Raw genomic sequence first — 24,401 nt, forward strand, 5'->3', positions numbered from 1 at the left:
GCCGGGGTTCCGAAGTGGTCGGGTGGGCTTCCGAACCCCGGCGTTGGGGTTCGGAAGTGGTTTGTTGACCTCTGGAAGTGGTCGGGTGGGCTTCCGAACCCCGGCGTTGGGGTTCGGAACTAGTAGCCTGGGGCATAGTGGGTAAAAGACGAGACTACCTGCGCAGCGGCCGGATGGCTTCGGCTCACGCCTCGCAAGGACACCTTCACCCCGCATTTTTTACATTAACCTACAGCAAGCACCATCTCCTTAATTCTTCACTTCGATTTCGATGGTGATGATGGAGCCTTTGCCGGGGCGGGAATCGACGGTGAGCGTGCCGCCGAGCAGGTCGAGGCGGTTGCGGATGCCGGCCAGGCCGATGCCCTTGGCCTGCTTGCCGGTGCCGGCCGTACTCGTGAAGCCGATACCGTCGTCTTCGGCCGAAATGTGCAGGTGGCCGTCTTCGTGCACCACGTACACGTAGGCTTCGTGGGCTTTGGCGTGCTTGATGATGTTGGTGAGCAGCTCCTGCACGATGCGGTAGGTGGCCACGTCGTAGAGGCGGGGGCGAACCTGCTCCAGGCCGTGCAGGTGCAGGTGCACGTGCAGCTGCTGCTTGGGAATCCGCTTGGTGAGCTCCTCGAGGGCTATTTTCAGGCCGAAGTCTTCCAGAATGCCCGGCGTCAGCTCGTGCGAGATGGTGCGCGTGGCCTTGATGCCCTCGTCAATCAAACTCAGGGCGGCCTCGCGGTTCTGGATGGTGCCCGCGCGGTTTTCCAGGTTGAGCTTGGCCGCGTACAGCAGCTGGCCCACGCCGTTGTGCAGGGCCTCGGCAATGCGCTTGCGCTCCTCTTCCTGGGTGGTAAGGATGGCGGCCAGCACTTCCTGCTGCTGGCGCAGCTTCAGGGCCGTGGCTTCCTCGGCCAGCCGCACCCGCTCGGTCACGTCGCGGATGTGGACCAGGGCCCCGCTGATGACGCCCTCGGGCGAGGCCAGGGGCACAAAGTACGACTCGAAATGGCCCTGACTGGAGTGAAACGGCATATCCTGGCGCATCATGCGCTGGCCCAGCAGCACCTGGCGCAGGCCCTGCTCCTGCTCGCCGCCGGCGTATTCGGGGAACAGCTCCAGCACGTGCTGGCCCAGCACCTGGGCCTCGGAGCGGCCCGAAAACTCTTCCTGCACCCGGTTCCAGGCCGTGATGCGCAGCTCCTGGTCGAAGGCCAGAATGCCGTCCACGCTGTTGTCGAGCAGGCTTTCCGAGAATTCCTTCTGGCGCAGCAGCTCCACCCGGGCCGCGCGGGCGGCCGTCACGTCGCGCCAGGCCACGTGCAGCAGCGGCGCCTTGTGCTCCACGGCAAAGGGCGTAATGACGGCCTCCACCCACACGTCCTCCCCGGTGAGGCGGCGCATGAGCAGCTCCGCCTTGGCCGAGCCCCGGTCCAGGGCCTCCCGCACCACCCGGGCAATGAGCTCCAGGGAAGACGTGCCGTCGGGCTGCCATTCGGGGAAGAAATCGGCCATGTGGTGCCCCACTACTTCAGTGCGGTACAGGGCCGCGAGCAGGTGCAGGGCCGCGTCGTTGCAGTCCAGGTAGTAGTTGTCCTGCAGCAGCACCACCGCGTCGGAGCTGTGCTCAAAGAGCCGCCGAAACCGGGCCTCACTGGCTTCCAGGGCCTTTTTGGCTTCCTGCTGCCGGGTAATATCGATGACCACCACGCGGCAGTGGGTGGGCGGCTGCTCGGGCTCCCGCACCACGGCCAAGCCCTCGAGCAGAGCGTAAAACACGGTGCCGTCCTCGCGCTGCAGCATCAGCTCCAGTATCTGGCGCGCCTCACTGGCCTGAATCCGGTTCAGAAACTGCTGGAACGCCAGGCGGTCCTCCGGGGCCACAAACCAGGCAAAGCGCCGCCCCAGCAGGCGCTGGCGCACCGTGCCCAGCTGCTGGCTGCCCTTCAGATTGAGCTGGGTGATAACGCCCAGCGGGTCGAGGCTGAAATAGCCGATGGGCGCAAAGTCGTAGAGGTCCACGTACTGGGCGCGCAGGGCTTCGAGCTCGGCCTGGGCCACCAGCAGCTCCTCGTACTGCATTTCGAGCTCAATCTGGTGCACCTGCAAGTCCTGCACGAGGCGCTGCACGTCGTCGGGCAGCTTCTCGTGCAGGCTCTGGGTGACCAGGCTCTTGCGCTTTTCAGCCCGGGCCCGCAGCTCTTGCAGGGCCGCGTGCAGGGTAGCAGCCGACGGAGAGTGGGGCGTATCCATGCAGGCAAGCTAGGAAAAACAGCTGCAATAGCGAAGCTGAGCTATTTACGAAGATGAGGATACGCCCCCCTAATTCACTGATTCTGCATTGCCGATTAGCTCGACGCCGAGCAGCAGGCGGCCGGTTTCGTGCCCGTCGCTCATGATGCGGCGGCCGTAGACCACCACTTCCCGCGGCTCGGCATTGGGCAGCGGCAGCGAGAGGCGCAGGTTGCTGAACTCCTCCTGCTGCTGGTCGAGCAGGGTTTGCAGGGCGCGGCGCAGCTCGGGCTGGTTCCAGGCGCCGGCCTGCAGCTGGGCCAGGGGCCAGTGCTGCACGGCTTCGCTCTCCACCCCAAATACCTGGGCAAAAGCGCGGCTGACGGTGAGAATATGCAGCTGCTGGTCGAGCACGAGCAGGGGCTCGCGCACGGTTTCGATGATGCTGTTGGCAAAGCGCGAGGTTTCCTGCAGCTGCGCTTCCAGGTGCTTGAGGCCCGAAATATCGGTGAAGGTAATGACCGTGCCGCTGATGTAGTTGTCGAGGGTGCGGTAGGGCAGAATGCGCATGGCGTACCACTCGCCCGTGGTAGTCTGGATGTTAGAGTCGATGCTGACCAGCCGGTCGAGCACCTGCCTGATGTCGGCGGCCAGGTTTTCGTGGCGCAGGTTGCTGGCAAAGTGGGTAATGGGCCGGCCGGCGTCGGAAGGCAGCAGCTTCATGATGCGGTTCACCGAGGGCGTAAAGCGCTTGATGACCATGTCGTTGTCGAGGAAGATGGTGGCAATTTCGGTGGCGTCGAGCAGGTTTTTCATGTCGTTGGCGGCCAGCGAGAGTTCCTCCGTCTTGCTCAGATACTGCATGTTCAGGGTCATGAGCTCCTCGTTGAGGCTCTGCATTTCCTCCTTGTTGGTCATGGCTTCCTCGTTGGTGCTCTGCAGCTCCTCGTTGGCGCTTTGCAGCTCCTCGTTGGTGCTCTTGAGTTCCTCCACGCTGCTTTCCATTTCCTCGATGGTGGTTTGGAGGCGGCGCTTGGTATACTGCAGCTCCTTTTCCAGGGAAGCCACCACCGAGTCCTTGCTCAGCCCGTCGCTGAGGTTGGCCTTGCTCAGGCGCACCTTGCGGGGCGTGGGCTGGTCTTCGAACACGACCAGCAGCAGGCCGGCCAGCGTATCGAGCTCCTCCAGATACTTCACCGTGATGCGCAGCAGCTGGTAGCCGCCGTCGGTTTTGACGCGCACGTTGTCGGCCACGGCGTCTTCGTGGGTGGTGTTGGCCTTGTGCACCAGGCTGCTGAGCTCGTAGTTGAGGTCTTCGCGGGCCATTTCAAACAGGTTCATGGTACCCAGGCCCGGGGCGGGCTCCAGATAGCGGCCGGTGCGCCCGTTCACGTACAGGATTTCTCCCCGGGTATTAATCACCACGGCCGGCGGCGTGTAGGTGCGCAGCAGCACTTTCTGCACCAGAGAGGCAAAAGGTCCGTCTTTACGGGGAGTATTGGGGTGCATGGGACTGTTGGCAGTGGAGTTAGCGGCCGTTTGACGCGCCAGGGAAAAGGGGAAATTGACGATGCGCGTGAGGGAGGCCGAGGTTTCGGAACGGCGCGAAATCTTCCACTTTACGTCCAGGGGCTGAAACAGCTCCTGAAAGCCGGTCAGGTTTTCCGACGGCCCCAGAAACAGCAGACCGTTGGGGTTGAGGGCGTAGTGGAAGATGGGAATGATGTTTTTCTGCAGCTCGGCCGAGAGGTAGATCAGCAGGTTGCGGCAGCACACCAGGTCGAGCTTGGTGAAGGGCGCGTCCTTGTTGAGGTTGTGCAGGGCAAAGATGACCAGGTCCCGCACTTCCTTCCGAATCTGGTAGTGGCCGTCGATTTTCTGAAAAAACCGCTCCAGCCGGGCCGGACTCACGTCGGCCTCAATGTTGGCCGGGTACAGGCCGGCCCGGGCAAAGTCGATGCCGTCGGAGTTGATATCGGTGGCAAAAATCTGGATTTTGAGGTGCCGCTGCGGGTCGATGCCGTCCAGGGCTTCGAGCAGGGTCATGGCCAGGGAATAGGCCTCCTCCCCCGTGGAGCAGCCCGGGGCCCACACCCGAATGGTGCTGTCGGCGGGCTTGGCCCGCAGAATGGGCATGAGGCGCACCTTGAGCAGATCGAAGGCTTCCTTGTCGCGGAAAAACTTGGTAACCCCGATCAGCAGCTCCTTAAACAGGGCTTCCACTTCCTGGGGGTTTTCCTGCAAGAAGCGCACGTAGTGCGTAAACTCCTTGATTTGATGGGAGTTCATGCGCCGCTCGATGCGCCGGAACACGGTATTGCGCTTGTAGAAGCTGAAGTCGTGCCCGGTCTGGGCCCGGATCAGGATGAAGATTTTCTGCAGGGCGTGGGCCGGCTTGGAGGCCGACTCGGCCACTTCGCGCCGGGGCCGCTCCATCAGGGGCTTGTTCACGTATTCGCGCAGCTTGGCCGGCAGCTGCTCGGCGGGCAGCACGTAATCCACGAATTCGGTGGCAATGGCCGAGCGGGGCATGCTGTCGTAGTCGGCCGTCTCGGGGGCCTGCACCATCACCATCCCGAAGTTTTCCATGACCATCTTCAGCCCGATGGTGCCGTCGGAGCCCAGGCCCGAGAAGATGATGCACACGGCCCGCTCCCGGGCGTCCTTGGCCAGACTCTGGAAGAAGAAGTCGATGGGCAGGCGCTTGCCCCGGGGCTGGGTGGCGGCAAAGAGCAGCAGCGTGCCGTGCAGAATGCTCATGTCGCGGTCGGGCGGAATGACGTAGACGTGGTTGGGCCGCACTTTTAGCCCGTCGTGGGCTTCCAGCACCGGCATGAGCGTCACGGGCTGCAGCACCTGGGGCATGTTGCTGGGCTGGTCGGGCGCGAGGTGGACCACCACCACGAAGGCCATACCACTGTTGGCAGGCATGTTGCGGAAAAACTTTTCCAGGGCTCCGACCGAGCCCGCCGAGCCGCCCAGGCCCACAATGGTGAATTTTTCCTGGGGCTCGTCCTGGCGCTGCACCTCGCGCAGCTGCTGCAGGGATGGTTGGGGCTCCAGGGGCAGGTCTTCGGGGGCGACGGGCAGAATTACTTCTTCCTCGTCGGGGTGTGCTTGGGGGGGTATCTTCATCGGGGCGCGGGGTCGTAGCTGGGGCGGCGGAGAAAAGCTTCCGCACGGGGTCCTCAACGCGCGAGGGGCTTACGACGGTTCTTCAAAAGTACGCACAAAAAAGGTCTTCCGCAGGCTCCCAATTCCTGCCCCAGGCCCTAAAAAAGGCCAAGCTCCACTATATCTGGAAAACCAGAAGTTGCGTACATTGGCTTACACGCCCCCGATTCTTCGCGGTTTTTCCGCCGCTTCGTCCTTCTATTCCCGCTTCGTGGATCATCCTACCCATGTCATTGTAATTGGTGCTTCCGCCGGCGGCATGCCGGCGCTGTGCCAGCTCGTGGCCCAGCTCCCGGCCGATTTGCCCGCCGCCGTGCTCGTTGTGCAGCACTTTGCCCCCGATTCCTCGGGCCAGCACCTGGTGGAGCGCCTGGCCCGCCACACCGACCTGCGCTGCAAACTGCCCCAGGGCGGCGAGCTGGTGGAGCCCAACACGCTGTATCTGGCCCCGCCCGACCGGCACCTGCTGGTAAAAGACGGCTACGTACTCGTGACCAAGGGCCCGCACGAGAACCACTACCGCCCGGCGGCCGACGCCCTGTTTCGCTCGGCGGCGGCCTACTACGGTCCCAACGTCATCGGCGTGGTGCTCACCGGCATGCTGCACGATGGCACGGCCGGCCTGGAGTTCATCAAGCGCAGCGGCGGCCTCACGGTGGTGCAGGACCCGCAAGAAGCCGAGTTTCCAAGCATGCCCGAGAGTGCGCTCAGCAACGTGGCCGTCGACTACGTGGTGCCCCTGAGCGAAATGGGCTTTTTGCTGACCCGCCTGGCGCGCATGCCCCTGGCCAGCGTGAAAAATATTCCGGAAGACATTAAACTGGAGGCCGCAATTGCGGAAAGAGTGGTGGGAACAACCGACGAAGTAACGCGCCTGGGCCGGCCCGTGCCCATGACCTGTCCCGACTGCGGCGGCTCGCTCTGGGAGCTCAAGCACGGCCAGCTGCTGCGCTACCGCTGCCACACGGGCCACGCCTTCACGGCCGACGGGCTGCTGCAGCGCACCCAGCACGGCCTGGAAGAAAGCCTGTGGGTGGCCCTGCGCATGATGGAGGAGCGCAAAAACCTGCTCACCAACATGGCCAGCCGCGGCGAGGGCACCTACAGCGTGCAGCAGGAGGAGCGCATCGAGGAAATCAAGCTGCACATCAACCGCCTGCGGGAGTTTTTACTGAACGGAACCTCGCAAAATGGCACCACCCCCGAAGCGGATGCCCCAGACCCGGCCGCCGATTCCGGCAACCCGTTGTCGCCTCAGAGTTAATGCGTAAGTAGTCGCGGCACCGTCTCCGTAAAAGTTGGTAATTAAAGCCGGGAGGCTGATTTTAGTGCTCGGCACTAGCAGCCGGCCGTGGGTAAGGTAGCGTTAAGAGCAGGGTAGTTTTTTCTTTTACTCCTCTACCTCTTAACTTTTTCAGCCATGGCTAACAACGAGAAAAACCAGCGGGGCGGCAGCTCCGAGCAGCATTCGGAAGCGGGTAAGAAAGGCGCCGAAGCCCGCAACAACCAGGGCAGCAACATGGGCGGCAACCAAGGCGGCAACATGCAGGGCAGCTCTGAACGCGGCTTTGCCGCCATGGACCCCGAAGAGCAGCGCCGCATCGCCTCCGAAGGCGGGAAGGCCTCGCACGAGAGTGGCCGCGGCCACGAGTTTACGTCGGAAGAAGCCCGGGAAGCCGGCAAGAAAGGTGGCAAGGCCAGCGGCGGCGGCAACCGTTAACGAAAGCCTACGGGCTTATTCCTAAAGGAAAAGTCCCGGACTTGGGTCCGGGACTTTTTTTATAGCCCCGGGCGGGAGTGCGCCTTCTACGCAGGTGAAAATCAGTGTTTACGGCGCAGCTTTTCCGTAGTAGCCTCTGAGCAAAAAACGGGCTCTTCTCGTTTACTTTGTATAATTCCTGTCCATACTCCAATTTCTTCTCAGGGTAGCACGGGGGCCGTTTATGCCGCCCCCGGCAACCTGCCGCTCTATCTTTTGACCACATCACTTGTCTGAGCTATGAACTTTCAATTTACTACCGCTGCGCTGCCCAGCTGCGTAGGCCACGTGTCCTTTCTCGATTTGAACCCGGCCGCCCGGCGCCGGCAGCCCGCGGCCGACCGGCGGGCGGCCCCCTTCTTCGACCGCGCCGATGTGGTCGAAACCTGCGGGCCGGGCGCCAATACGCTCCGGTTTGTGCTGCGCCAGGCGGCTAACGGGGCTTCTTTCTTGCACCTGGCCCTGTTTTGCCGGGAGCGGCAGCTGGCCCACTGGATTCTGCCGGCTTCCTCGCTGCCCCAGCCCGACCTGACGCCCCCGGCCTACCTGGTGGAAACGGCCAGCACCCTGCCCCAACCGGCCCGGGTTATCGACGAAGGCACCTGTTTGCTGCGTCACTGCGCGGCCGACCAGGGCACCTACCTCGAACAGGACCTGCGCGCCGGCAGCCTGCAGCTCACCTTCGCGGGGCGCACCCTGCGCGGCTCCTTTTGCCTGGAGCGCCTGCACCCCGGCAGTCAAACCTGGGAGCTGGGCCGGGTGCGCCCCCTGCCGCCCCGTTCGGCCCGGGCCCTGGCGTAGCGGCCCGCCGCGGCCGGGTTCGAATGCCCAACTGCGTAGAAACCGCGCCGCAAAATGCGTGCAAATACGCTGGCGCACCCGTAACGCTTTGATTATTTTTACTTTCCGACAATTCCAGCCCCGCCGTACCCGCCCTTCACGGGGGCGCCCGGCGGTTGGAAGCTCCGCTGGGGGCCGGCCTTTCCACTCGTCCTAACTTCTGAGCTATGAACAACTTAACACCTCCTCCCACCCACGATTTTACCCCGTACCTGATCCGGGTAAATTTCGACGAAATCAAGCCCATGGAGCTGGCCCGCCTGCTGCTGCGCTACAACAAGCTGCGCCGGCCCCGTCTGCTCATCGACTGCCAGAGCCTGCGCTGCCTGCGCACCCGCGGGGTGGCCTATTTTGCCTCCCAGCTGCTCACCCTGCAGGCCTCCGGGGCCAAGGTGCTGCTGCGCAACGTGGATCCGCTGCTGCTGCGCACCCTGCGGGTGCTCCACCTCGACAAAGTTTTTCAGATTGACTCGGACGAAGGCGCCCCCAGTGGCCACCCCGCCGGCCAACTCAGCGAGCTGCTTTCCTTGGGCACTTCGGCTTCCAGATAGTCCTTTCCGTACTGCTTTCCGTTCCGCAACTCACCACCACCATTACCACCTACTGCACGGAGCCAGCTCGGCTGTTTCCGGCAAGTTGAGCGCCCGATACTTTGGCACGTAGCCTGATTATCGGTTACAAGCCTCCGGGAATTTTTCCCCGGGGGCTTGTTCGTTTTCCGCCTCTCTGTTCCACCTCCAAACCCTGCTTTCGATGACGCGCTGCCCCCTTTCTGCCCTGCCGGCCCTGCTGGCGGCGGCCCTGCTGACTACCGCCTGCGGCGACAACAATACCCGCTCCCCGGTGCAGGCCCCCGGCGCGGAGAAGTCGGCCAAGACGAAGGTGCTCGAAGCCGGGGCCGACGTGCTCCAGGGCAAGGCCCCGCTGCAGAAGCTGAATATGTACCTCGACGGGTTTCACTTCTACAACGGGGCCCTGGGCCAGCAGATGGAAGCCCACCACTTCTGCGCCAAGCTCAACGAGGACGTAACCCAGTGCGTGATTTACGACGGCAACGGCCCCGACGCCAAGATTATGGGCATCGAGTACATCGTCTCGAAAAAGCTCTTTGAGCAGCTGCCCACCGAGGAAAAAAAGCTCTGGCACAGCCACGTGCACGAGGTAAAATCGGGGACGCTGGTGGCGCCGGGCCTGCCCGACGTGGCCGAGCACGAGCTGATGGAGGAGCTGGTGTCGACTTACGGCAAGACCTTCCACACCTGGCACACCGACCGGGACAAAACCCTGCCCCTGGGCACGCCTTTGCTCATGATGGGCTTTACCCGGGACGGGCAGATTGACACTGCCATGGTGGCCCGGCGCGACCAGCGCCTGGGCATTTCCTCGCGGCAGAAGCGCCGGCAGCGGGCCGACATTGTGGCCCCGCCCGTGGCGCCCGGCGCCAACGCCTGGGAAAAAGGCGAGGTGCGGCAGCTCGGCATCGTGCCCGACGCCCAGGCCGCCCTGCGGCACCACTAGGCGCGGCGGCAGGCGGCGGGGGCAACTCGGGGCCGCCATCCGGAGTATTTCCCGGGTATGCCTGCTTCCGCTCCTGCCGCTGCCGCCGTTCCGGCCTCTACTTCCGCCTTTGCGCCCCTGCGGATTCCGTTTTTCCGCATGCTCTGGATTGCCTCCTTCGTGTCGAACATCGGCACCTGGATGCAGAACGTGGGCGCCGTGGGGCTAATGACCCAGCTCACGCCCTCGCCCATCCTGGTGTCGCTGTTGCAGACGGCCTCGGCCCTGCCGGTGTTCCTGCTCAGCCTGCCCGCCGGGGCCCTGGCCGACCTCGTGGACCGGCGCAAGATGCTGCTGCTTACCCAAACCTGGATGGCGGCCACGGCCCTGGTGCTGGCTACCGTCACGCTGCTGGGCTTTACCACGCCCTGGCTGCTGCTGCTGCTTACCTTTCTGCTGGGCCTGGGCGGGGCCCTGAACAACCCCGTGTGGCAGACCGTGACGCCCGAGCTGGTGCCCCGGCCCGAGCTGCCCCAGGCCATTGCCCTCAACAGCGTGAGCTTTAACCTGGCCCGGGCTTTCGGGCCGGCCCTGGGCGGCCTGGTTATTGGCTACTTCTCGGCCGGGGCGGCATTCCTGATTAACGGCATTTCGTTTCTGGCCACGATGTACATGGTCTGGAGCTGGAAGCGGGAGCCCCAGGCCACCTCACCCCTGGCCGGGGAACGAATTATTGCCGCCATCCGGGGCGGGATTCGCTACGCCCGGTTTGCGCCGCCGGTGCAGAACATCCTGGTGCGGGGCGTGAGCTTCACCTTCGGGGCCAGCGCCCTGTTTGCCCTGATGCCGGCCGTGGTAGCCCGCCGCCTGCACGAGCCCACCTCGTTCTACTCCCTGCTGCTGTCCTGCATGGGCCTGGGGGCCGTGCTGGGGGCCGTGATTCTGCCCCGGCTGAATAAGTATCTGAGCATCAACTGGCGGGTGACGGCGGCCACAGTGGCCTTTGCGGCGGGCCTGCTGGGTTTAGCCTTTGCCAACAGTCACTGGCTGCTCTACGGCTTGCTCACGCTGGTTGGCCTGGCCTGGATGCTGGTGCTCAACTCCTTTAGCGTGGGCGTACAAACGGTGGTGCCGCGCTGGGTGCAGGCCCGCACCATCAGCCTGTACCTGCTCACCATTCAGGGCGGCATGGCTTTGGGCAGCATCGTGTGGGGCGCGGTGGCCGAGCGGGTGGCTATTTCCTGGGCCCTGGCCGGGGCCGCCACCTGGCTGCTGCTGAGTACGCTGCTGGTGCTGCGCTTTGCCCTGCGCAGCGGCGAAACCATCGACTTTACCCCCGCCCGTCCCCGCCTGGAGCCGGTGCTGGCCGAAGAGCCCGTGCCCACCGAAGGCCCGGTTATCGTGACGACCACCTACCAGGTGGCGCCCGAGCACCGGCAGGCCTTCGTGTTTATCATGGACCAGCTGGCCGACATCCGCCGCCGCGAGGGCGCCATCCGCGTCGGTACCTACGCCGACCTGGCCGACCCGACCCGCCTAGTGGAGTACTTTATGGTCGAGACCTGGGAGGAGCACGAGCAGCAGCACGAGCGGGGCGTGAGTCGGGAGGAAGCCGAGCTCAAGCTCCGGGCCCGGCAGTTTCACGTGGGTTCCGAGCCGCCCGTTATTGCCCACCTGCTGGCCCAGCACGCCCTGCCCCTGCCCCCCGAGCCGCCCATGGTGCCCGGCAGCACCCGCCTGGTAGCCAGCACCGCCGGCGAAGCCACGGCGTAAAGTGGGTAATGTAGTTGAATGTGAGGAATGTGAGGAATGTGGTTGAATGTGAGGAATGTGGTTGAATGTGTCCTTGCGCGGTTGCGCCTCGCAATGACGAATTATTTAGCACATTACCCACATTCTTCACATTCCGACACATTACCCCCATGGTTTCCATTCCGCAGCCCTGCGCCCAGCCCTGGGCCTTGATGTCGCCGACGGCGGCGGGCCGGCACTGCGCCGCCTGCGCCACCGAGGTAGTCGACTTCACCCGCCTCAGCGAGGCCGAGATTCTGGCGTTTCTGGCGCGGCATAGCGGCCGGCCGGTGTGCGCTAATGCCTACGCCACCCAGCTGGCCCCTCCCCCGCCGGTGAGTCGGTGGCGACGCTGGGCGCTGGCGGGCCTGGCCTTGCTGGGCTGGCAGTCGGTATCCTCGTGCGCTACGCAGCCACCCCAGCAGCCGCCTACCACGGCCGCCGCGCCGGCCGCTGCCCAGCCCCAGCAGCAGCCCGTTGTGATTCGCGGGCAGGTGCTCGACGGCCCCAACGGACCGGGCGTGGGCGGAGCCCAGCTGTTTATCAACGACACCGAATACGGCACCGTGACCGACGAAAACGGCCGCTTCGAACTGGTGCTGGCTCGTGGCTGGAAGCCCGTGCGCGCGAGCCAGCTCACGCTGCGGGTGCAAGCGGGTCACTTCACGTTTAAACCCCAGGTAGTACCGGTAAATATCCCCGCCGCCGGCCCGCCCATTGAGCTGCTGATTACGCTGGAGTCCATCGAGGGCCGGGGACAGGTTATGGGGAAAATCCGCATGACCGAGCCGCCCGTGGCCCCGCCCAAAGGGTAGCCCCCCGTTGGGCAGGCCGCCTGCCCCTCCTCCTATTTGGAACAGCATCCTACGTGTGTAGAGTACCCTTCCAACTTTCTGAACGAAGGTTTTCACGCGTAGGATGGCTTTCCAAACGTTTGGCAACGACTCTACACGCGTAGGATGGCTTTCCAAACGTTTGGCAACGACTCTACACGCGTAGGATGGCATCCCAAATGTTTGGAAGTCTACTTTTCGCCCGTAAGATAGCCTCACAAACGTTGGGCAACGAGTCTACGCCCGTAGGATGGCCTTCCAAAGGTTTGGAAGGTGGGCTTAGGTCGGAAAAATGCCCCCTCCACTGGTGGCAGTGGTATCTTTCGGGCATCCTGCGGCCCGGCCGAAATAGGGCGCTACTCCAGTCAGGGCGGGGATTTTAAACTTCTTACCCGGCTTTCGGCTTTCTACCCGAGCTTCTCTCACTCTCTCGCCACACATGAAACTTCTCTACAGCTACCTGCGCAACTACTGGGGCCTGCTGGCCCTGGCCTTGCTGCTGGCCGCCATCAACCAGATTTTCTCCCTGCTCGACCCCTATATCCTGCGCCAGATCATCGACCGGTACGTGTCGCCGGCCCTGCGCAGCTCCCAAACGCCCACGTTCTGGACCTTCGTGCTCAGCGGCGCGGGCCTGCTGGTGCTCAAGGCCCTGGGCGTGGCCATGGTCTCGCGCATTGCCAAAAACTTCCAGGACTACTACACCAACGTCATTACCCAGCGCCTGGGGGCCCAGCTCTACTCCGACGGCCTGCGCCACTCCCTGGATTTGCCCTACCAGGTGTTTGAGGACCAACGCTCGGGCGAAACCCTGGGCAAGCTCCAGAAGGTGCGTACCGACGTGGAGCGCCTGATTCAGAGCTTCGTCAACGTGCTCTTTATTTCCCTGGTGGCCATTCTGTTCGTGACCTGGTACGCCATCAGCGTGTACTGGCCCATTGCGGTGGTATACTTCCTGACCATTCCGCTGCTGGGCACGCTGAGCTTCTTTCTGAGCCGGCGCATCAAGGTGATTCAGAAAACCATCGTGGCCGAAACCACGGCCCTGGCCGGCTCCACCACCGAGAGCCTGCGCAACATTGAGCTCATCAAAAGCCTGGGCCTGGCCCAGCAGGAAACTACCCGCCTGAACACCACGACCGAGAAAATCCTCAAGCTGGAGCTCAAGAAGGTGCGCTACCTGCGGTCCTTGTCCTTCGTGCAGGGCACGTTCGTGAACCTGATGCGCAACGTGATTCTGCTCATGCTCGTGTTCCTGGTGGTGCAGAAGCTCATCACGCCGGGCGAGTTTTTCTCGTTCTTCATCTACTCCTTCGCCATCTTCGGGCCGCTGCAGGAAATGGGCAGCATCATCAACATCTACCGCGAAACCGAGGCCTCGTTGGCCAACTACCAGCTTATTCTGGACACGCCCCGGGAAGTGAAGCCCAGCCACCCGAAGGTTATCGACCAAATCCAGACCCTGGCCTTCGCCGACGTGCGCTTCAAGCATTTGTCGGCTTCCAACTCGGCCCTGGACGGTATTTCCTTCGACACCCAGCTCGGCGAAACCATTGCCTTCGTGGGGCCCTCGGGCTCGGGCAAAACCACGCTGGTTAAGCTCCTGGTGGGCCTCTACCCGCCGGCCAGCGGCCAGATTCGCTACAACGGCATTCCCGGCACCGAGCTGGACCTCGACCAGCTGCGCGAGCAAATCGGCTTCGTGACCCAGGACACCCAGCTCTTTGCCGGCACCATTCGCGAAAACCTGCTCTTCGTGGCCCCCCACGCCACCGACGAAGAGTGCTTGCGCGCCCTGCACCAGGCCGCCGCCGACGGCCTGCTGGCCCGCGCCCCCCTCGGCCTCGACACGGTTATCGGCGAAGGTGGCGTGAAGGTGTCGGGCGGTGAAAAGCAGCGCCTAAGCATTGCCCGGGCCCTGCTGCGCCACCCCACCCTGCTGGTCTTCGACGAAGCCACCTCCTCCCTGGATTCCCTCACCGAGGAGGAAATCAGCACCACGGTGCGCGAGTTGTCGGGCTCCCGCCAGCACATTACCATTCTCATTGCTCACCGCCTGAGCACCATCCTGCACGCCGACAAAATCTTCGTGCTCGAGCGGGGCCACATTGCCGAGCAGGGTCGCCACGACGAGCTGCTGGCCCTCAAGGGCCTGTACTACGCCATGTGGCGGCAGCAAATCGGGGAGCGGCCCGCCCCGGCCGCCGCGGCCAAACAGCTGGCTAAGGCTTAGCCCCAACCCGGCGTTTACCGCTTCAGCATCCGGCCCCGCCGCGGCTGCTGCCCATCATTCCACTCCACCAGGTACCAGCCCGGCCGCAGCTCCCCCACTGCTACCTCAGCCTGCCCGGCCGCCAGTGTCCGGCTCAGCACCCGGCGCCCGGCCAAGTCGAAAAAGGTGAGCTGAGCCGCGGCCGGCGAGGGCCCGGTCACGCGCAGCCGGTTTTCGACCGGCGACGGGTAAAGCGCTAAGCCTGCTACGGGGGTGGCCGGAGCCAGGGCCAGCGGGGCGGTGCAGCTGGTAGCTACCGGCAGCAGCACCGGCACGGCAAAGCTGGGACAGGGGTTCGTGGTGCTGAAGCTGAGCACGTCCTGCCCGCCCACCACGTCGGTAGCCGGGTTCAGGCTGCGCTTGTTCTGGCCGTTGGCAATGGCGAAGTGCATCACCGCCGGCGGGTCGATGACGTGGCTCAGCTGCTGCCCGTGCCCAAGCTCGTGCAAGGCCACGCTTTCGAAGTCGTACTGGCTGCCGGTGGCCGGGTCGCGGGTGGGCCCGCCAAACTGCCAGTTGGTGCCGGTGTTGAAGGTGTAATCGGTTTCGATGACGGAGAAAGACACGATGCCGTTGCTGCTGCAGCCCGAGTAGTAGGAGTTGGTGCGGGCCAGCACGCCGTTGGGCACTTCCACGGCCGTCCCAAACCGCACGGCGTTTATGTTGTCCTGGGCCGTGGCCTCGGGGGCGGCCGTGCCGCTCACCACCCGGCGCAGGCGGGTGGCGCAGGTCCAGGCGGCCAGGGCCCGCTCAAACGACTGAGCCGCGTTGGGGCGGGCCGTAAAGCCGGGGCTGTAGCGCAGGGTATAGCCGCCCTGGCCGTCGTCGTTGAGCAACCGGGGCCTTCCCGGCGTGCTGCCACCGGTGGGCACCACCGTGCTCAGGGCATACACCACGACCAGCGCCGCCGGACTGCTCCCCACTTCGCCCCCGTCGTTATACACCCGGAAAGTTCCCGTGCCGGCCGTGCCCCCGCCCGCGGCAATCTGCGACGGTACCCGCACCTGAATTCGGGTATCCGACCAGAGCAGGTAGTCGCTCGGGTTGGCCGCCACGTAGGTCGAGCCGCCGGTGTCGGCGTTGGGAAACTCGACCCGGCCCGCGCCCCGGGTGGCGCCGAAATTGGCCCCGGTAATGGTCAGCACGCTTTCATTGCCGGCCACCAAGCCTTGGGGCCCAAACCCGCTGACAACCGGCGCGGCCTGCGGCTGCCGCGCCGGGGCCGGGCTGTCCACCGCCGGGTTGGCCTGCACCCGGCGGAAGGCCTGCCCCGTGAGGCGGGTTAAAGCCGGGTACAGGTCGGCGGCAATGGAGGGGTAGCGCCCAAACGGCTCGGTGGCCGAGCGGGCCGGCAGCTGGTAGCGAATAAAGCCCTGGGGCCCGGCGTACAGCCGAAAGACGGAAAGCCCGGGGTTGGCCGGGTCGGGCTCCAGAAAAAAGACGCCCTGCTCGCCCGGCTGCAGCATGGCCGTAGCGCTGACCCGCTCCTGCTGCAGGCCCAGCGTGCCGCCCGGCTCGGCTATTTCCACTGGGCCAGCCGGCAGCGGCCCGGCAAATACCTTGTGCACCGTCACCTGGCTAAACGTGTAGAGGTGGCCGCCGGTCTGCGCCACCCGCTGCGGACCCAGGCTGGCCTCCACCACCAGCGGGGCGGCCCGGGCCCGCACGTCGAGCCCCACGGGCTGCAGCAGGCACACACCCTGGGCCCGGGCGCCCCCGGCCCCGAGCAGCAGGCCCAGGGCGAGCGGGCAAAACCATAAATTCTTAGCAAGCAGCCACTGGAGGAGAAACGTTTTCTTCACGGGGGCAGGGTCAAAAAGTCTTTTTCAAACAAGTCAACACCATCTGCGGCCAGGTATTCCTGGCGTTTTGTCACTAGCAAAACCTAGCGCACCGAGCACGAAAAACGCCGTTGCAGCGTTGAGTAATCAGCTAGCCTATCGTCCTGATTAGGCAGGATTTTTGGCCGAATTATTGAATTACGTCCCGCTGTCTACAAAAGATTTTTCCATGACCCACTATCGCACGTTCCGCCGCTTCGCAGGTTTGATGCTTGCCGGGTGGCTTCTGATTATAAACTCCGCCGTAGCCCAGAGCGGCAGCCGCGACGTCCTGCGCGAAATCACCGACGTGGTGGGCCTCAAGCCCCGCTTCGAGCTGCAGGCCACCACGCAGGTCCAAAACGCGGCGGCCGTGGTCTATAACGGCAAACGATTCCTGCTTTACAATCCCCAGTTTGTGGCTTCCGTGAACCGGGCCGGCCGCACCGACTGGGCCGGCATCAGCATTCTGGCCCACGAAATGGGCCACCACCTCAACGGCCACACCCTGCGCCCCGGCGGCTCCCAGCCCGCCGATGAGCTGGAAGCCGACGAGTTTTCGGGCTTTGTGCTGCGTAAGATGGGCGCCAGCCTGGCTGAGGCCCAGGCCGCCATGGCCGTCGTCTCGGACGAGGAAGCTTCGCCCACCCACCCCGGCCGCTCCACCCGTTTGTCGGCCATTGGCAAGGGCTGGCAACAGGCCAACACCCAGATTGTGGCCAGTACCCGCACGGCCGCGCCTTCGGCTGCCCCGGTAGCCATTGCCAGCCAGCCCACGCCGGTGCGGCCCGTGGCTAATTCGGCGGTGCCCATGAACGTAGTGGGCCAGATTGTGTTCCGCGACAATCCCGAGCAGCGCTACTACCTGACCAGCAAGCTCAACGTGGTGCGGATGCAGAACAACTCGGTGGGCCAGGTGGTGGGCCGCGTCGCCCGCTCCAACAGCGCCAGCTTTCCCTATATTCTGGTCGACGCCCAGGACCGCCGCCTCTACATCAGCGCCCAGGGCGGGGTCTTCAACAACCAGGGCCAGCAGGTCGGCACCCTTTCCGACCCTTCGTAAGCCCGCTGTTACTTTGCGTTAGAAAAGGCCTGCTTCCTCCGGAGCAGGCCTTTTCTCTTTTCCGGATGAGCCCCTCGCGCATCGGCCGCGCCGTGCTAGCTTTGCGCACTTCACCTCTTTTTTCCGCTGCCGATGCCTTCCTACCCGTTTCTGCTGGTCGATGCCTTCACCACTTCCGCCCTGGGCGGCAACCCCTGCGCCGTCGTGCTCGACGCCGACGACCTGTCGGCCGATGACATGCAGCGCCTGGCCCGGGAGTTTAACCAGTCGGAAACGGCCTTCGTGCGCCGCTCGGCGGTGGCCGAGTTTGGGGTGCGCTACTTCACGCCGGCCGAGGAAATTCCGCTGGCCGGCCACCCTACCATTGCCACCGTTACGGCCCTGGTGCACACCGGCCGCCTGCCGCTCCCGCAGCCCCGCACCGAGCTGCAGCTCGAGCTGCTCCACGGCCCGATTCATATTGCGGTAGAAACTTCGACCAGTGGCCCGGCCCAGGTGCTAATGACCCAGCGCAAGCCCGTGTTTGGTCAGCTCCACGACCCGGCCGTAGTACTGCCCCTGTTCGGCCTCACGCCGGATGACGTGCTGCCCGGCTCGGTTATCCAGACCGTCAGCACCGGTACGCCCCAGCTCATGGTGCTTGTGCGCGACCAGGAAGCCCTGCGCCGCTCCCACATTCCGGATGCGGCAGCCTTTGCCCGCTACCGCCAGAGCAGCGACTTTTTCAGCCCCCACCTGTTTTGCCTGGGCGGGGCCACGGCCGCGGGCCATACCTTCGCCCGGCACTTCGGCACCCCGCCCGATATTGCCGAAGACCCCGTTACCGGCTCGGCCACGGGCGGCATGGCGGCCTTTCTGTGGCATTACGGCTACCTTGCCACCCCAGAATTCGTGGCCGAGCAGGGCCACTGGATGGGCCGGCCCGGCCAGGTGCAAGTCACGGTGCAAGGCCCCCGGGAGGCTATTTCGTCGGTAACGATAGGCGGACCGGGCGTGGTCGTGGTGGAAGGTCAGTTGAAGCTGTAGGGGAAGGCAAATAGCTGAGCCGTAGTGCAACTCCGGCCGGGCTTGGGGTGTTATCCAAAGCCGCCGTGGGCCTGCGGGCCTCCTGGCTTTGATTTGTCTTTCCGCCCTTTACTTACTGCCCGTGCCCGAACTACCCGAAGTTGAAACCTACCGCCGCTTCCTCGACGAAGTCATTTTGCACCAACCCATTACGGCCTTCGAGGTGCGCGACGCCCACGTGCTGGGCACCGACGAGGACACTCTGCGCCAGCGCCTGGTGGGCCAGCACGTCACCGGCACGCGCCGCATCGGCAAAAACTGCTTTCTGGAGCTCAGCGACGGGTCGGCCCTGGCCCTGCACTTTGGCATGACCGGCGACGTGAATGCCTACCGCCACGACCACGACGCCCCGCGCTTTACCCGGGTGGCCCTGCACCTGGCGGATGGAATGCGGGTGGCCTTTATCGACCCGCGCAAGTTTGGTCGCATCCGCCACGCCGAAAGCGTGGACCACTACCAGAAAGCCAAGAAGCTGGGACCCGACGCGCTGGAAGTTACGGCGGTGCATTTGCAGCAGAAGCTGGGGCCGAAAAAGATGATGATTAAGCCCCTGCTGCTCGACCAGAGCATCACGGCCGGGCTCGGCAACTGGATTGTGGACGAGGTGCTGTTTCAGGCCCGGATTCATCCCGAGCGCCGGGCCAATACCCTTACCACCAAGGAATTCAAAGCCCTGCACAGCGCTATTCAGCTGGTCTTGCGCACGGCCATCGGGCACGAGGCCACCTACCGGCATTTCCCCGCGTCGTTCCTGATTCACGCCCGGGAGTGGGACGACTCCGCCACGCCCGGCACCGAGCAGCACCGCTTCTGCCCGCGCCACCCCAAAGTGGAGATAGAAAAAAGCTACGTTGGGGGCCGGGCTACATACATTTGCCCGCGCTGCCAGCCCGCTCCGGTGGTTTCAGAATAATACTATTCAGCTTCTCAAAAAGGCCTTCTATTGCGTAATAGAAGGCCTTTTTGCTTAATCAAACCTGCTGCAGCACAAAATCTTATGTTTGATTTGTCGAGTTGAACTTTCTCGGCAAAATATTTGAATAATTGTCTTTTTCCGCGAAAGTCTGAACCAAGTGTTTTACCTTTGAGTTAGGTCACCAACATCGAGGCAGATGCAGCGAGGTTATTGTGAAGTTGGAAGAAGAAAATCAGTGCCTATGCCCCACGGCTACTACGCGTTTTTGCGTGATGTTTCATTCACCTTATTGTCGTTTTCATGAAGAAACTGCCCATTTTCCTGAGCCTGGCGGCTGCTACCCTATCGTTGGCAGCCTGTGAAAAAGAATTGGAAGAAGTAAGCGCCCCCGTTCAGGAAGCAGCAGCCGTGAAATCTGAATCGGCCACCGACCTGCTCTCGGCCGGCGGCTGGCACCTCACAGATCTTACGTCGCGCACCGTCACGACGGGCTCCACGGAAGTACCCACCGTGAGCCTGCTGGGCCGCCTCAAGCCCTGGCTGCGCGATAATACCATCGAATACAAAACCGGCGGCGCCTACAGCGTCAACGAAGGCACCCTGAAAGCCTCGCCCGACGCCCCGGCCCTGCTCACCGGCGCCTGGCAGCTCAACGCCAAAGGCGACTCGCTGACCGTGCGTCAGGACAAAAGCAGCGTGCGCCGCTACTCCATTGCCGAGCTGACGGCCTCTACCCTGCGGCTCAATTACTCGGAAGGCACCAACCCAGTGACGACCTACACCACGGTGTACTCCCACTAATTCCGGCATTCTACCACCGTTCAGTATCAAGCCCAAAGGGCCTCACCACACCGGTGAGGCCCTTTGCGTTTCTGTCTGGCATGGACTCTGGGTTTGTACCCCAGGGCTTAATGCATATTACCAAAGCTGGTCACCAGCATGAGGCTACAGGCCCCAAAGCCGATGATGAGCACCAGCAGGGCGCTCAGAAAATAGGGGGCCGCACTGCGGCCGGGCTCGTCTTTTACCAGCCGCACCGCGCCCAGAATCATGTTTACAACTACCTGAAGGCCGTAGCCCAGGGCAAAAAGCAGGGCCGCGCCCCCGTCCGTGACCTTGGTCAAGGCTCCCAGCACGACGGCCCCGGCCAGCACGCCCAGCAGGTTGTTGCGCAGAATATGGTCGGAAGCAACCGGATTTTCGCTCATGGCAGAGTTCGTTAGTGCATGTTGCCCAGCTTGAGGTGGGTGGCGCAGTCGCCGAAGCCGATGATGAAAATCAGCATAGCCGCCAGCAAAAAACCCAGGCTGTTTCTCTTGTGGCCGTCGAGCAACGCCACCAGAAACAGCAGCCCATTTATAAACGACATAAAAAACAAGAGCAGGAAGATTCCCTCGCTGCTGTCGAGCAACTGCCGGCCCACGTGCAGCACCAGCATGATACCCAGGTTGACGAGCAGAATCAGGCCGATGCGGCTTTTCTTCGGCGGGGAAGGAGGTGTTTCCATAGCTACAGCCCGGGGGGTTCGCGCAGCTCGGCCGGGGCCACTACGCTTGGTATCATATTACTGGCTATGCTCTCGAAAGCGGGCTTTTCCATACGCGAGTGTACGTTTGCAGAGTCGTTAGCTGGCACCGTAATTTCTTCTACTTCTACCGGTTCACGGGGTTTTGACTCTTCGGCGCACATGCCTGATCCAATGAGCAGCAATAGCAGAAACGATAAGCAGAAGCCCCCGGCAAAGCCCGTAGCACGCCGCCGCTCAAATAACAGAAATACAAAACCAATTAGCGCATTTAAAGTAGCCAGCAGTACAAATGCCAGGCCGAGACCATACACATGGGGCCAGACAGGTCTTACCAGCAGCAATAGAATCACCAAGTTAATACCGAGCGGCCAGGCGTACCGATGCTGGCCTTTATTCGATTGATCAGCCGCCATGCCCCATCAGATAACGCCGGGCCGCTCAGCCCGCAATTCCTCCAACCGGGCCAGTTTTTCCGGGTCGCGGTAAAAGATGTTCATCGTCTCGAAGGGAACAATCTTCAAATCCTTGCTCACGATGTGGACGCAGGACTTCTTCACGGCCCGCACGTCGAAGTTCCAGGCGTCCATAAACTGGAGAATAATGACCCGGAACAGGTTTTCGTAGCTCAGGTTGGGCGCCGACACTTGGGGCAGGCAGCAAAGCAGCTGGTTGAGGTCGGGCACCACGGTATCGACGGTATTGGCGGTGCTGAAGAGCTTGAGCATGTGCTGGCGCAGGCGCGGGTCCCGCTCGTAGACGATGGTGTTGCTGCTATTGGTGAGCAGCTCGGCCGGGTCGATGTAGCGGGTCAGGGGGTAGACCTCGCCTTCCAGCTTGAGGGCGTAGGCCATGGCCAGCGCGTCGGGGTTGCAGGGCACGGGCAGCAAATCGGCAGCCGTGAAGACCGGGCTCTGGGCAATGATGCCCTGACGCACTTCGGTGAGCGAAAACGAATCGGTTTCGGGGTTGAAGTTGTCGAGGCGGCCTGCGGCCTGGGTGGGCTGAAACGTGACGCCCCGCACGCAGCGCTGCTTGAGGGCAAAATCAATGATTTCGCCCATTTCGTCGTCGTTGAGGCCCTTTTGCAGGGTCACGACCAGGGTGGTGCTCAGGTTGTACTTGTTCAGGTGCTCCAGGGCCTTCATGCGGACTTCGCGCAGGTCGCGGCCCCGCATCTGCAGCAGCACATTTTCCCGGAAGGAGTCGAACTGCAAATACACCTCGAAAGCCCCGGCGTAAGTAGCCAGCCGGGCCACGAATTCCTCGTCCTTGGCCAGGCGCACGCCGTTGGTATTCACCATCAGGTGCTTGATGGGCTTGCGCTTGCACATGTCCAGAATTTCCCAGAACTGCGGGTGCAGCGTGGGCTCCCCACCCGAAATCTGCACCACGTCGGGCTCCCCTTCGTTGAGCACCAGCACGTCAATCATGGCCTCGACTTCCTCCAGGGTGCGGTGCCGGCCGTGGTGGGGGCTGCTTTCGGCGTAGCAGGTGGGGCAGGTCAGGTTGCAGCGGTCCGTTATTTCAATGACCGTGAGGCACGAGTGCTGCTCGTGGTCGGTGCAGAGGCCGCAGTCGTAGGGACAGCCGTAGTGGGTGGCGGTGTTGAAGCGGCGGGGCGTTTCGCTGGGCTTCACGTAGTTGCGGATGCTCTTGTAGTACTCTACGTCGGTGGCAATGCGCACCTTTTGGCGGCCGTGGGTGGGGCAGCGCTTGAGCATGAACACCTGCCCGTCCTCGAAGACAATTTTGGCCTCGATACGGCGCAGGCAGTGCGGGCACAGGCTCAAGGTGAAGTCGTAGTAAGTATAAGGGCGTTCGGGCATGGAGGAGGAGCAGGATTCGACCTACGGAATAATGGTGATGGACTTAATTATTGCCCGGAACTCAGGTTCACATTGCGCAAACACGTCGGTGGTCGAGTCAAAGATGGCCTGAACACCCACATTGTTGTGCACCAGATACACGACGTAAGCGGTATGCTCTACTGACCCGGCATCAAAATACTGGAGCTTGTAGCCCTGCATTCGTTTGTCCGGAATAAGTCCATCTTTCTCGCCGGGCCGATAAGAATCTACCACACGAGGCGTACGGACATCCGGTGATTCTCCGGTAGTGAGTCCATCCAACAACTCAGCGCTAAACTCTTTCAGGCTGACGGAAGCTGGTATTTCCTCCAGCTGAAAGGCCACATTAGGAATAACTGACCGGCCGGTCTTATCCTGGATAGGACTGCGCTTTGAGAGGTACAGCAGCCGCTCACCCTGCACCTGTCTGTCGAAGGTTGAATAAGTGGCGGGAAGCGTCAACGCCAAGTTTGCCTCAGGCAGCAAAACCTGACTTTGGGCTTTTACACTACCCATCAGCATAAAGCCGAGCAAGATTAAGAGGTTTTGCATTGCCTTATGTAGTTTGACCAGCCTCAACTGCTGCCGAATCCCGCCCAAACAGCCACCCGTAATATCCCAGTCCCGCCACGCAGGCCCACTGAATAGCCGTGAGGCCCCAGCCACTCGGGGCCGGTGTGGGTTTGATGAACTCGACCAGCAAGCGGAACAGCCGGTAACCTACCATAAAAAACCGGAAGCGTTAGCCTTGAAGGCAAGTTTGGTCTTTTTTGGCGAGCCAGGGTAAAAGCTGGCCTAGCGGAAGACCAACTCATGAGATAAAAAAGCCAATCTTTGAATAGCTACTTCTATTATGCACACCGCATTGCAGTAAGCAAGGCTTGCTCTCGAACCCAATTTATGCTTATGGATAACGCTTTACTGATGCGTGTCGGGTACCGTCGAATACTGGTAGGAGCAGCCCTTGCAATGGCAGCAGTACTCACGGGCTGCGAAAACCGCAAGCCAGTTACCACCGCTGAAACTACCGCGGCAGCTCCTACCCCGCCGCCGTCATCCGTTAGTATCCCGGCCAAACCGGCCTTGGCAACGGCCAGAGAAGATGCACCGGATTCAGCTTCGGGCGACGTAGCGGCGTTGCACGAGCCGTTTGAAGAGAATAAGCTGGTAGCGCCGGGTTTGTCAATCAAGATAAAATCTATTCCGGCAGCGGTTAATGCCATTGTTAAAGATCCATTCGATATCAAGGTAACCTTCGCCATCATTCAGAATAAGCAGATTATCTATCAGGATACGGCAGATGCCATGACGTATGATTTTTCGGAGGAATCAGCCACGCAAGCGCTATATCCCCTGTGGATGCCAACCGGGCAGGGCAGCGGCGAGCTACTCGTAGCGTTCGACAACCGGCCGTCCAAAGAGCTGGCCCGGCGTTTTGTTATCGTCAAAAGCCAGGTAGTAAAAATTGATACGCTGCCCGTTTTTGATGCTGCGGCAAAAGATTGGGACCAAGACGGCAAACGGGAATTGGCCGGAGCAATGGGCTACAGCGAAACCTGGGATGACCCGCAGGGAAAAGCGCGTATTACGTACGACCCCACGCTGTATTATGAGGTTCGCCCTACCGGCTTGGTGCTGGATTCTGCCTTAACCAAGCAAAAAGTACGGGCAGAATACGGCGTATTCCTGGGCTTCAAGTCGTCCCAAACACCTGGCATCCTAATAAGCAAACTACCCAAAAGCAGCCCCAAACGTCAGTAGTTGCCGAAACGA

21 protein-coding genes are annotated in these 24,401 nt (G+C 62.5%); 13 read left to right on the forward strand and 8 right to left on the reverse strand.

Going from position 1 to position 24,401, the window contains the following annotated elements; all coding sequences use genetic code 11:
- Nucleotides 1–249: 249 nt before the first annotated feature.
- Entirely contained in the window at nucleotides 250–2,244 is a 1,995-nt protein-coding gene (locus CLV45_RS11250; RefSeq protein WP_100336448.1) for a PAS domain S-box protein, read from the reverse strand.
- Nucleotides 2,245–2,313: 69 nt separating this feature from the next.
- Nucleotides 2,314–5,358: a CheR family methyltransferase gene (locus CLV45_RS11255; protein ID WP_100336449.1), complete on the reverse strand. Its 3,045-nt coding sequence runs from the start codon at nucleotides 5,356–5,358 to the stop codon at nucleotides 2,314–2,316.
- A gap of 178 nt (nucleotides 5,359–5,536) precedes the next feature.
- Between CLV45_RS11255 and CLV45_RS11260 the strand changes: the two genes are divergently transcribed.
- The 8 genes from CLV45_RS11260 to CLV45_RS11295 all read left to right on the forward strand — a co-directional run bounded on the left by CLV45_RS11260 (nucleotide 5,537) and on the right by CLV45_RS11295 (nucleotide 14,350).
- Nucleotides 5,537–6,661: a chemotaxis protein CheB gene (locus tag CLV45_RS11260; protein ID WP_170061787.1), complete on the forward strand. Its 1,125-nt coding sequence runs from the start codon at nucleotides 5,537–5,539 to the stop codon at nucleotides 6,659–6,661.
- A gap of 156 nt (nucleotides 6,662–6,817) precedes the next feature.
- Entirely contained in the window at nucleotides 6,818–7,117 is a 300-nt protein-coding gene (locus tag CLV45_RS11265; RefSeq protein WP_100336451.1) for a KGG domain-containing protein, read from the forward strand.
- Nucleotides 7,118–7,396: 279 nt separating this feature from the next.
- Nucleotides 7,397–7,957 carry a hypothetical protein gene (locus CLV45_RS11270; RefSeq protein ID WP_100336452.1) on the forward strand — a complete coding sequence of 187 codons (561 nt, stop codon included), beginning with the start codon at nucleotides 7,397–7,399 and terminating at the stop codon, nucleotides 7,955–7,957.
- 206 nt (nucleotides 7,958–8,163) lie between these two features.
- Nucleotides 8,164–8,547 carry an STAS domain-containing protein gene (locus CLV45_RS11275; protein ID WP_100336453.1) on the forward strand — a complete coding sequence of 128 codons (384 nt, stop codon included), beginning with the start codon at nucleotides 8,164–8,166 and terminating at the stop codon, nucleotides 8,545–8,547.
- Between the two features lie 202 nt (nucleotides 8,548–8,749).
- Nucleotides 8,750–9,514, forward strand: coding sequence for an OBAP family protein (locus CLV45_RS11280; protein WP_100336454.1), 765 nt, complete (start codon nucleotides 8,750–8,752; stop codon nucleotides 9,512–9,514).
- A 57-nt stretch (nucleotides 9,515–9,571) separates the two neighbouring features.
- Entirely contained in the window at nucleotides 9,572–11,266 is a 1,695-nt protein-coding gene (locus CLV45_RS11285) for an MFS transporter (protein WP_100336455.1), read from the forward strand.
- 149 nt (nucleotides 11,267–11,415) lie between these two features.
- A complete protein-coding gene (locus tag CLV45_RS11290) occupies nucleotides 11,416–12,099 on the forward strand; it encodes a peptidase associated/transthyretin-like domain-containing protein (protein ID WP_100336456.1) in 684 nt (227 codons plus the stop codon).
- Between the two features lie 457 nt (nucleotides 12,100–12,556).
- Nucleotides 12,557–14,350, forward strand: a complete 1,794-nt coding sequence (locus CLV45_RS11295; protein ID WP_100336457.1) for an ABC transporter ATP-binding protein — start codon at nucleotides 12,557–12,559, stop codon at nucleotides 14,348–14,350.
- A gap of 14 nt (nucleotides 14,351–14,364) precedes the next feature.
- Here CLV45_RS11295 and CLV45_RS11300 read toward each other — a convergent pair whose 3' ends face one another.
- On the reverse strand, nucleotides 14,365–16,191 hold the full coding sequence (locus CLV45_RS11300) for a matrixin family metalloprotease (RefSeq protein ID WP_100336458.1): 1,827 nt from the start codon (nucleotides 16,189–16,191) through the stop codon (nucleotides 14,365–14,367).
- Between the two features lie 208 nt (nucleotides 16,192–16,399).
- On the opposite strand from CLV45_RS11300, the gene CLV45_RS11305 reads away from it, so the two are divergent.
- The 4 genes from CLV45_RS11305 (at nucleotide 16,400) to CLV45_RS11320 (ending at nucleotide 20,054) form a co-directional block, all read left to right on the forward strand.
- On the forward strand, nucleotides 16,400–17,272 hold the full coding sequence (locus CLV45_RS11305) for a M48 family metalloprotease (RefSeq protein WP_100336459.1): 873 nt from the start codon (nucleotides 16,400–16,402) through the stop codon (nucleotides 17,270–17,272).
- A gap of 132 nt (nucleotides 17,273–17,404) precedes the next feature.
- Nucleotides 17,405–18,298: a PhzF family phenazine biosynthesis protein gene (locus CLV45_RS11310; RefSeq protein ID WP_100336460.1), complete on the forward strand. Its 894-nt coding sequence runs from the start codon at nucleotides 17,405–17,407 to the stop codon at nucleotides 18,296–18,298.
- A 121-nt stretch (nucleotides 18,299–18,419) separates the two neighbouring features.
- On the forward strand, nucleotides 18,420–19,250 hold the full coding sequence (mutM, locus tag CLV45_RS11315) for a DNA-formamidopyrimidine glycosylase (protein ID WP_100336461.1): 831 nt from the start codon (nucleotides 18,420–18,422) through the stop codon (nucleotides 19,248–19,250).
- Nucleotides 19,251–19,553: 303 nt separating this feature from the next.
- A complete protein-coding gene (locus CLV45_RS11320; RefSeq protein WP_100336462.1) occupies nucleotides 19,554–20,054 on the forward strand; it encodes a hypothetical protein in 501 nt (166 codons plus the stop codon).
- Between the two features lie 107 nt (nucleotides 20,055–20,161).
- Here CLV45_RS11320 and CLV45_RS11325 read toward each other — a convergent pair whose 3' ends face one another.
- Genes CLV45_RS11325 through CLV45_RS11345 form a run of 5 tightly spaced genes read right to left on the reverse strand, consistent with a single transcriptional unit; the run spans nucleotide 20,162 to nucleotide 23,180 of the window.
- Nucleotides 20,162–20,461, reverse strand: a complete 300-nt coding sequence (locus tag CLV45_RS11325) for a hypothetical protein (RefSeq protein WP_100336463.1) — start codon at nucleotides 20,459–20,461, stop codon at nucleotides 20,162–20,164.
- 11 nt (nucleotides 20,462–20,472) lie between these two features.
- On the reverse strand, nucleotides 20,473–20,760 hold the full coding sequence (locus CLV45_RS11330; protein ID WP_100336464.1) for a hypothetical protein: 288 nt from the start codon (nucleotides 20,758–20,760) through the stop codon (nucleotides 20,473–20,475).
- A 2-nt stretch (nucleotides 20,761–20,762) separates the two neighbouring features.
- On the reverse strand, nucleotides 20,763–21,194 hold the full coding sequence (locus CLV45_RS11335; RefSeq protein WP_100336465.1) for a hypothetical protein: 432 nt from the start codon (nucleotides 21,192–21,194) through the stop codon (nucleotides 20,763–20,765).
- Nucleotides 21,195–21,200: 6 nt separating this feature from the next.
- A complete protein-coding gene (locus tag CLV45_RS11340) occupies nucleotides 21,201–22,607 on the reverse strand; it encodes a radical SAM protein (RefSeq protein WP_100336466.1) in 1,407 nt (468 codons plus the stop codon).
- Between the two features lie 21 nt (nucleotides 22,608–22,628).
- Nucleotides 22,629–23,180 carry a hypothetical protein gene (locus CLV45_RS11345; RefSeq protein ID WP_157807419.1) on the reverse strand — a complete coding sequence of 184 codons (552 nt, stop codon included), beginning with the start codon at nucleotides 23,178–23,180 and terminating at the stop codon, nucleotides 22,629–22,631.
- Between the two features lie 354 nt (nucleotides 23,181–23,534).
- On the opposite strand from CLV45_RS11345, the gene CLV45_RS11350 reads away from it, so the two are divergent.
- Nucleotides 23,535–24,389, forward strand: coding sequence for a hypothetical protein (locus CLV45_RS11350; RefSeq protein ID WP_157807420.1), 855 nt, complete (start codon nucleotides 23,535–23,537; stop codon nucleotides 24,387–24,389).
- Nucleotides 24,390–24,401: the final 12 nt, after the last annotated feature.

It is taken from the genome of Hymenobacter chitinivorans DSM 11115 (assembly GCF_002797555.1).
Taxonomy (GTDB): Bacteria; Bacteroidota; Bacteroidia; order Cytophagales; family Hymenobacteraceae; genus Hymenobacter; species Hymenobacter chitinivorans.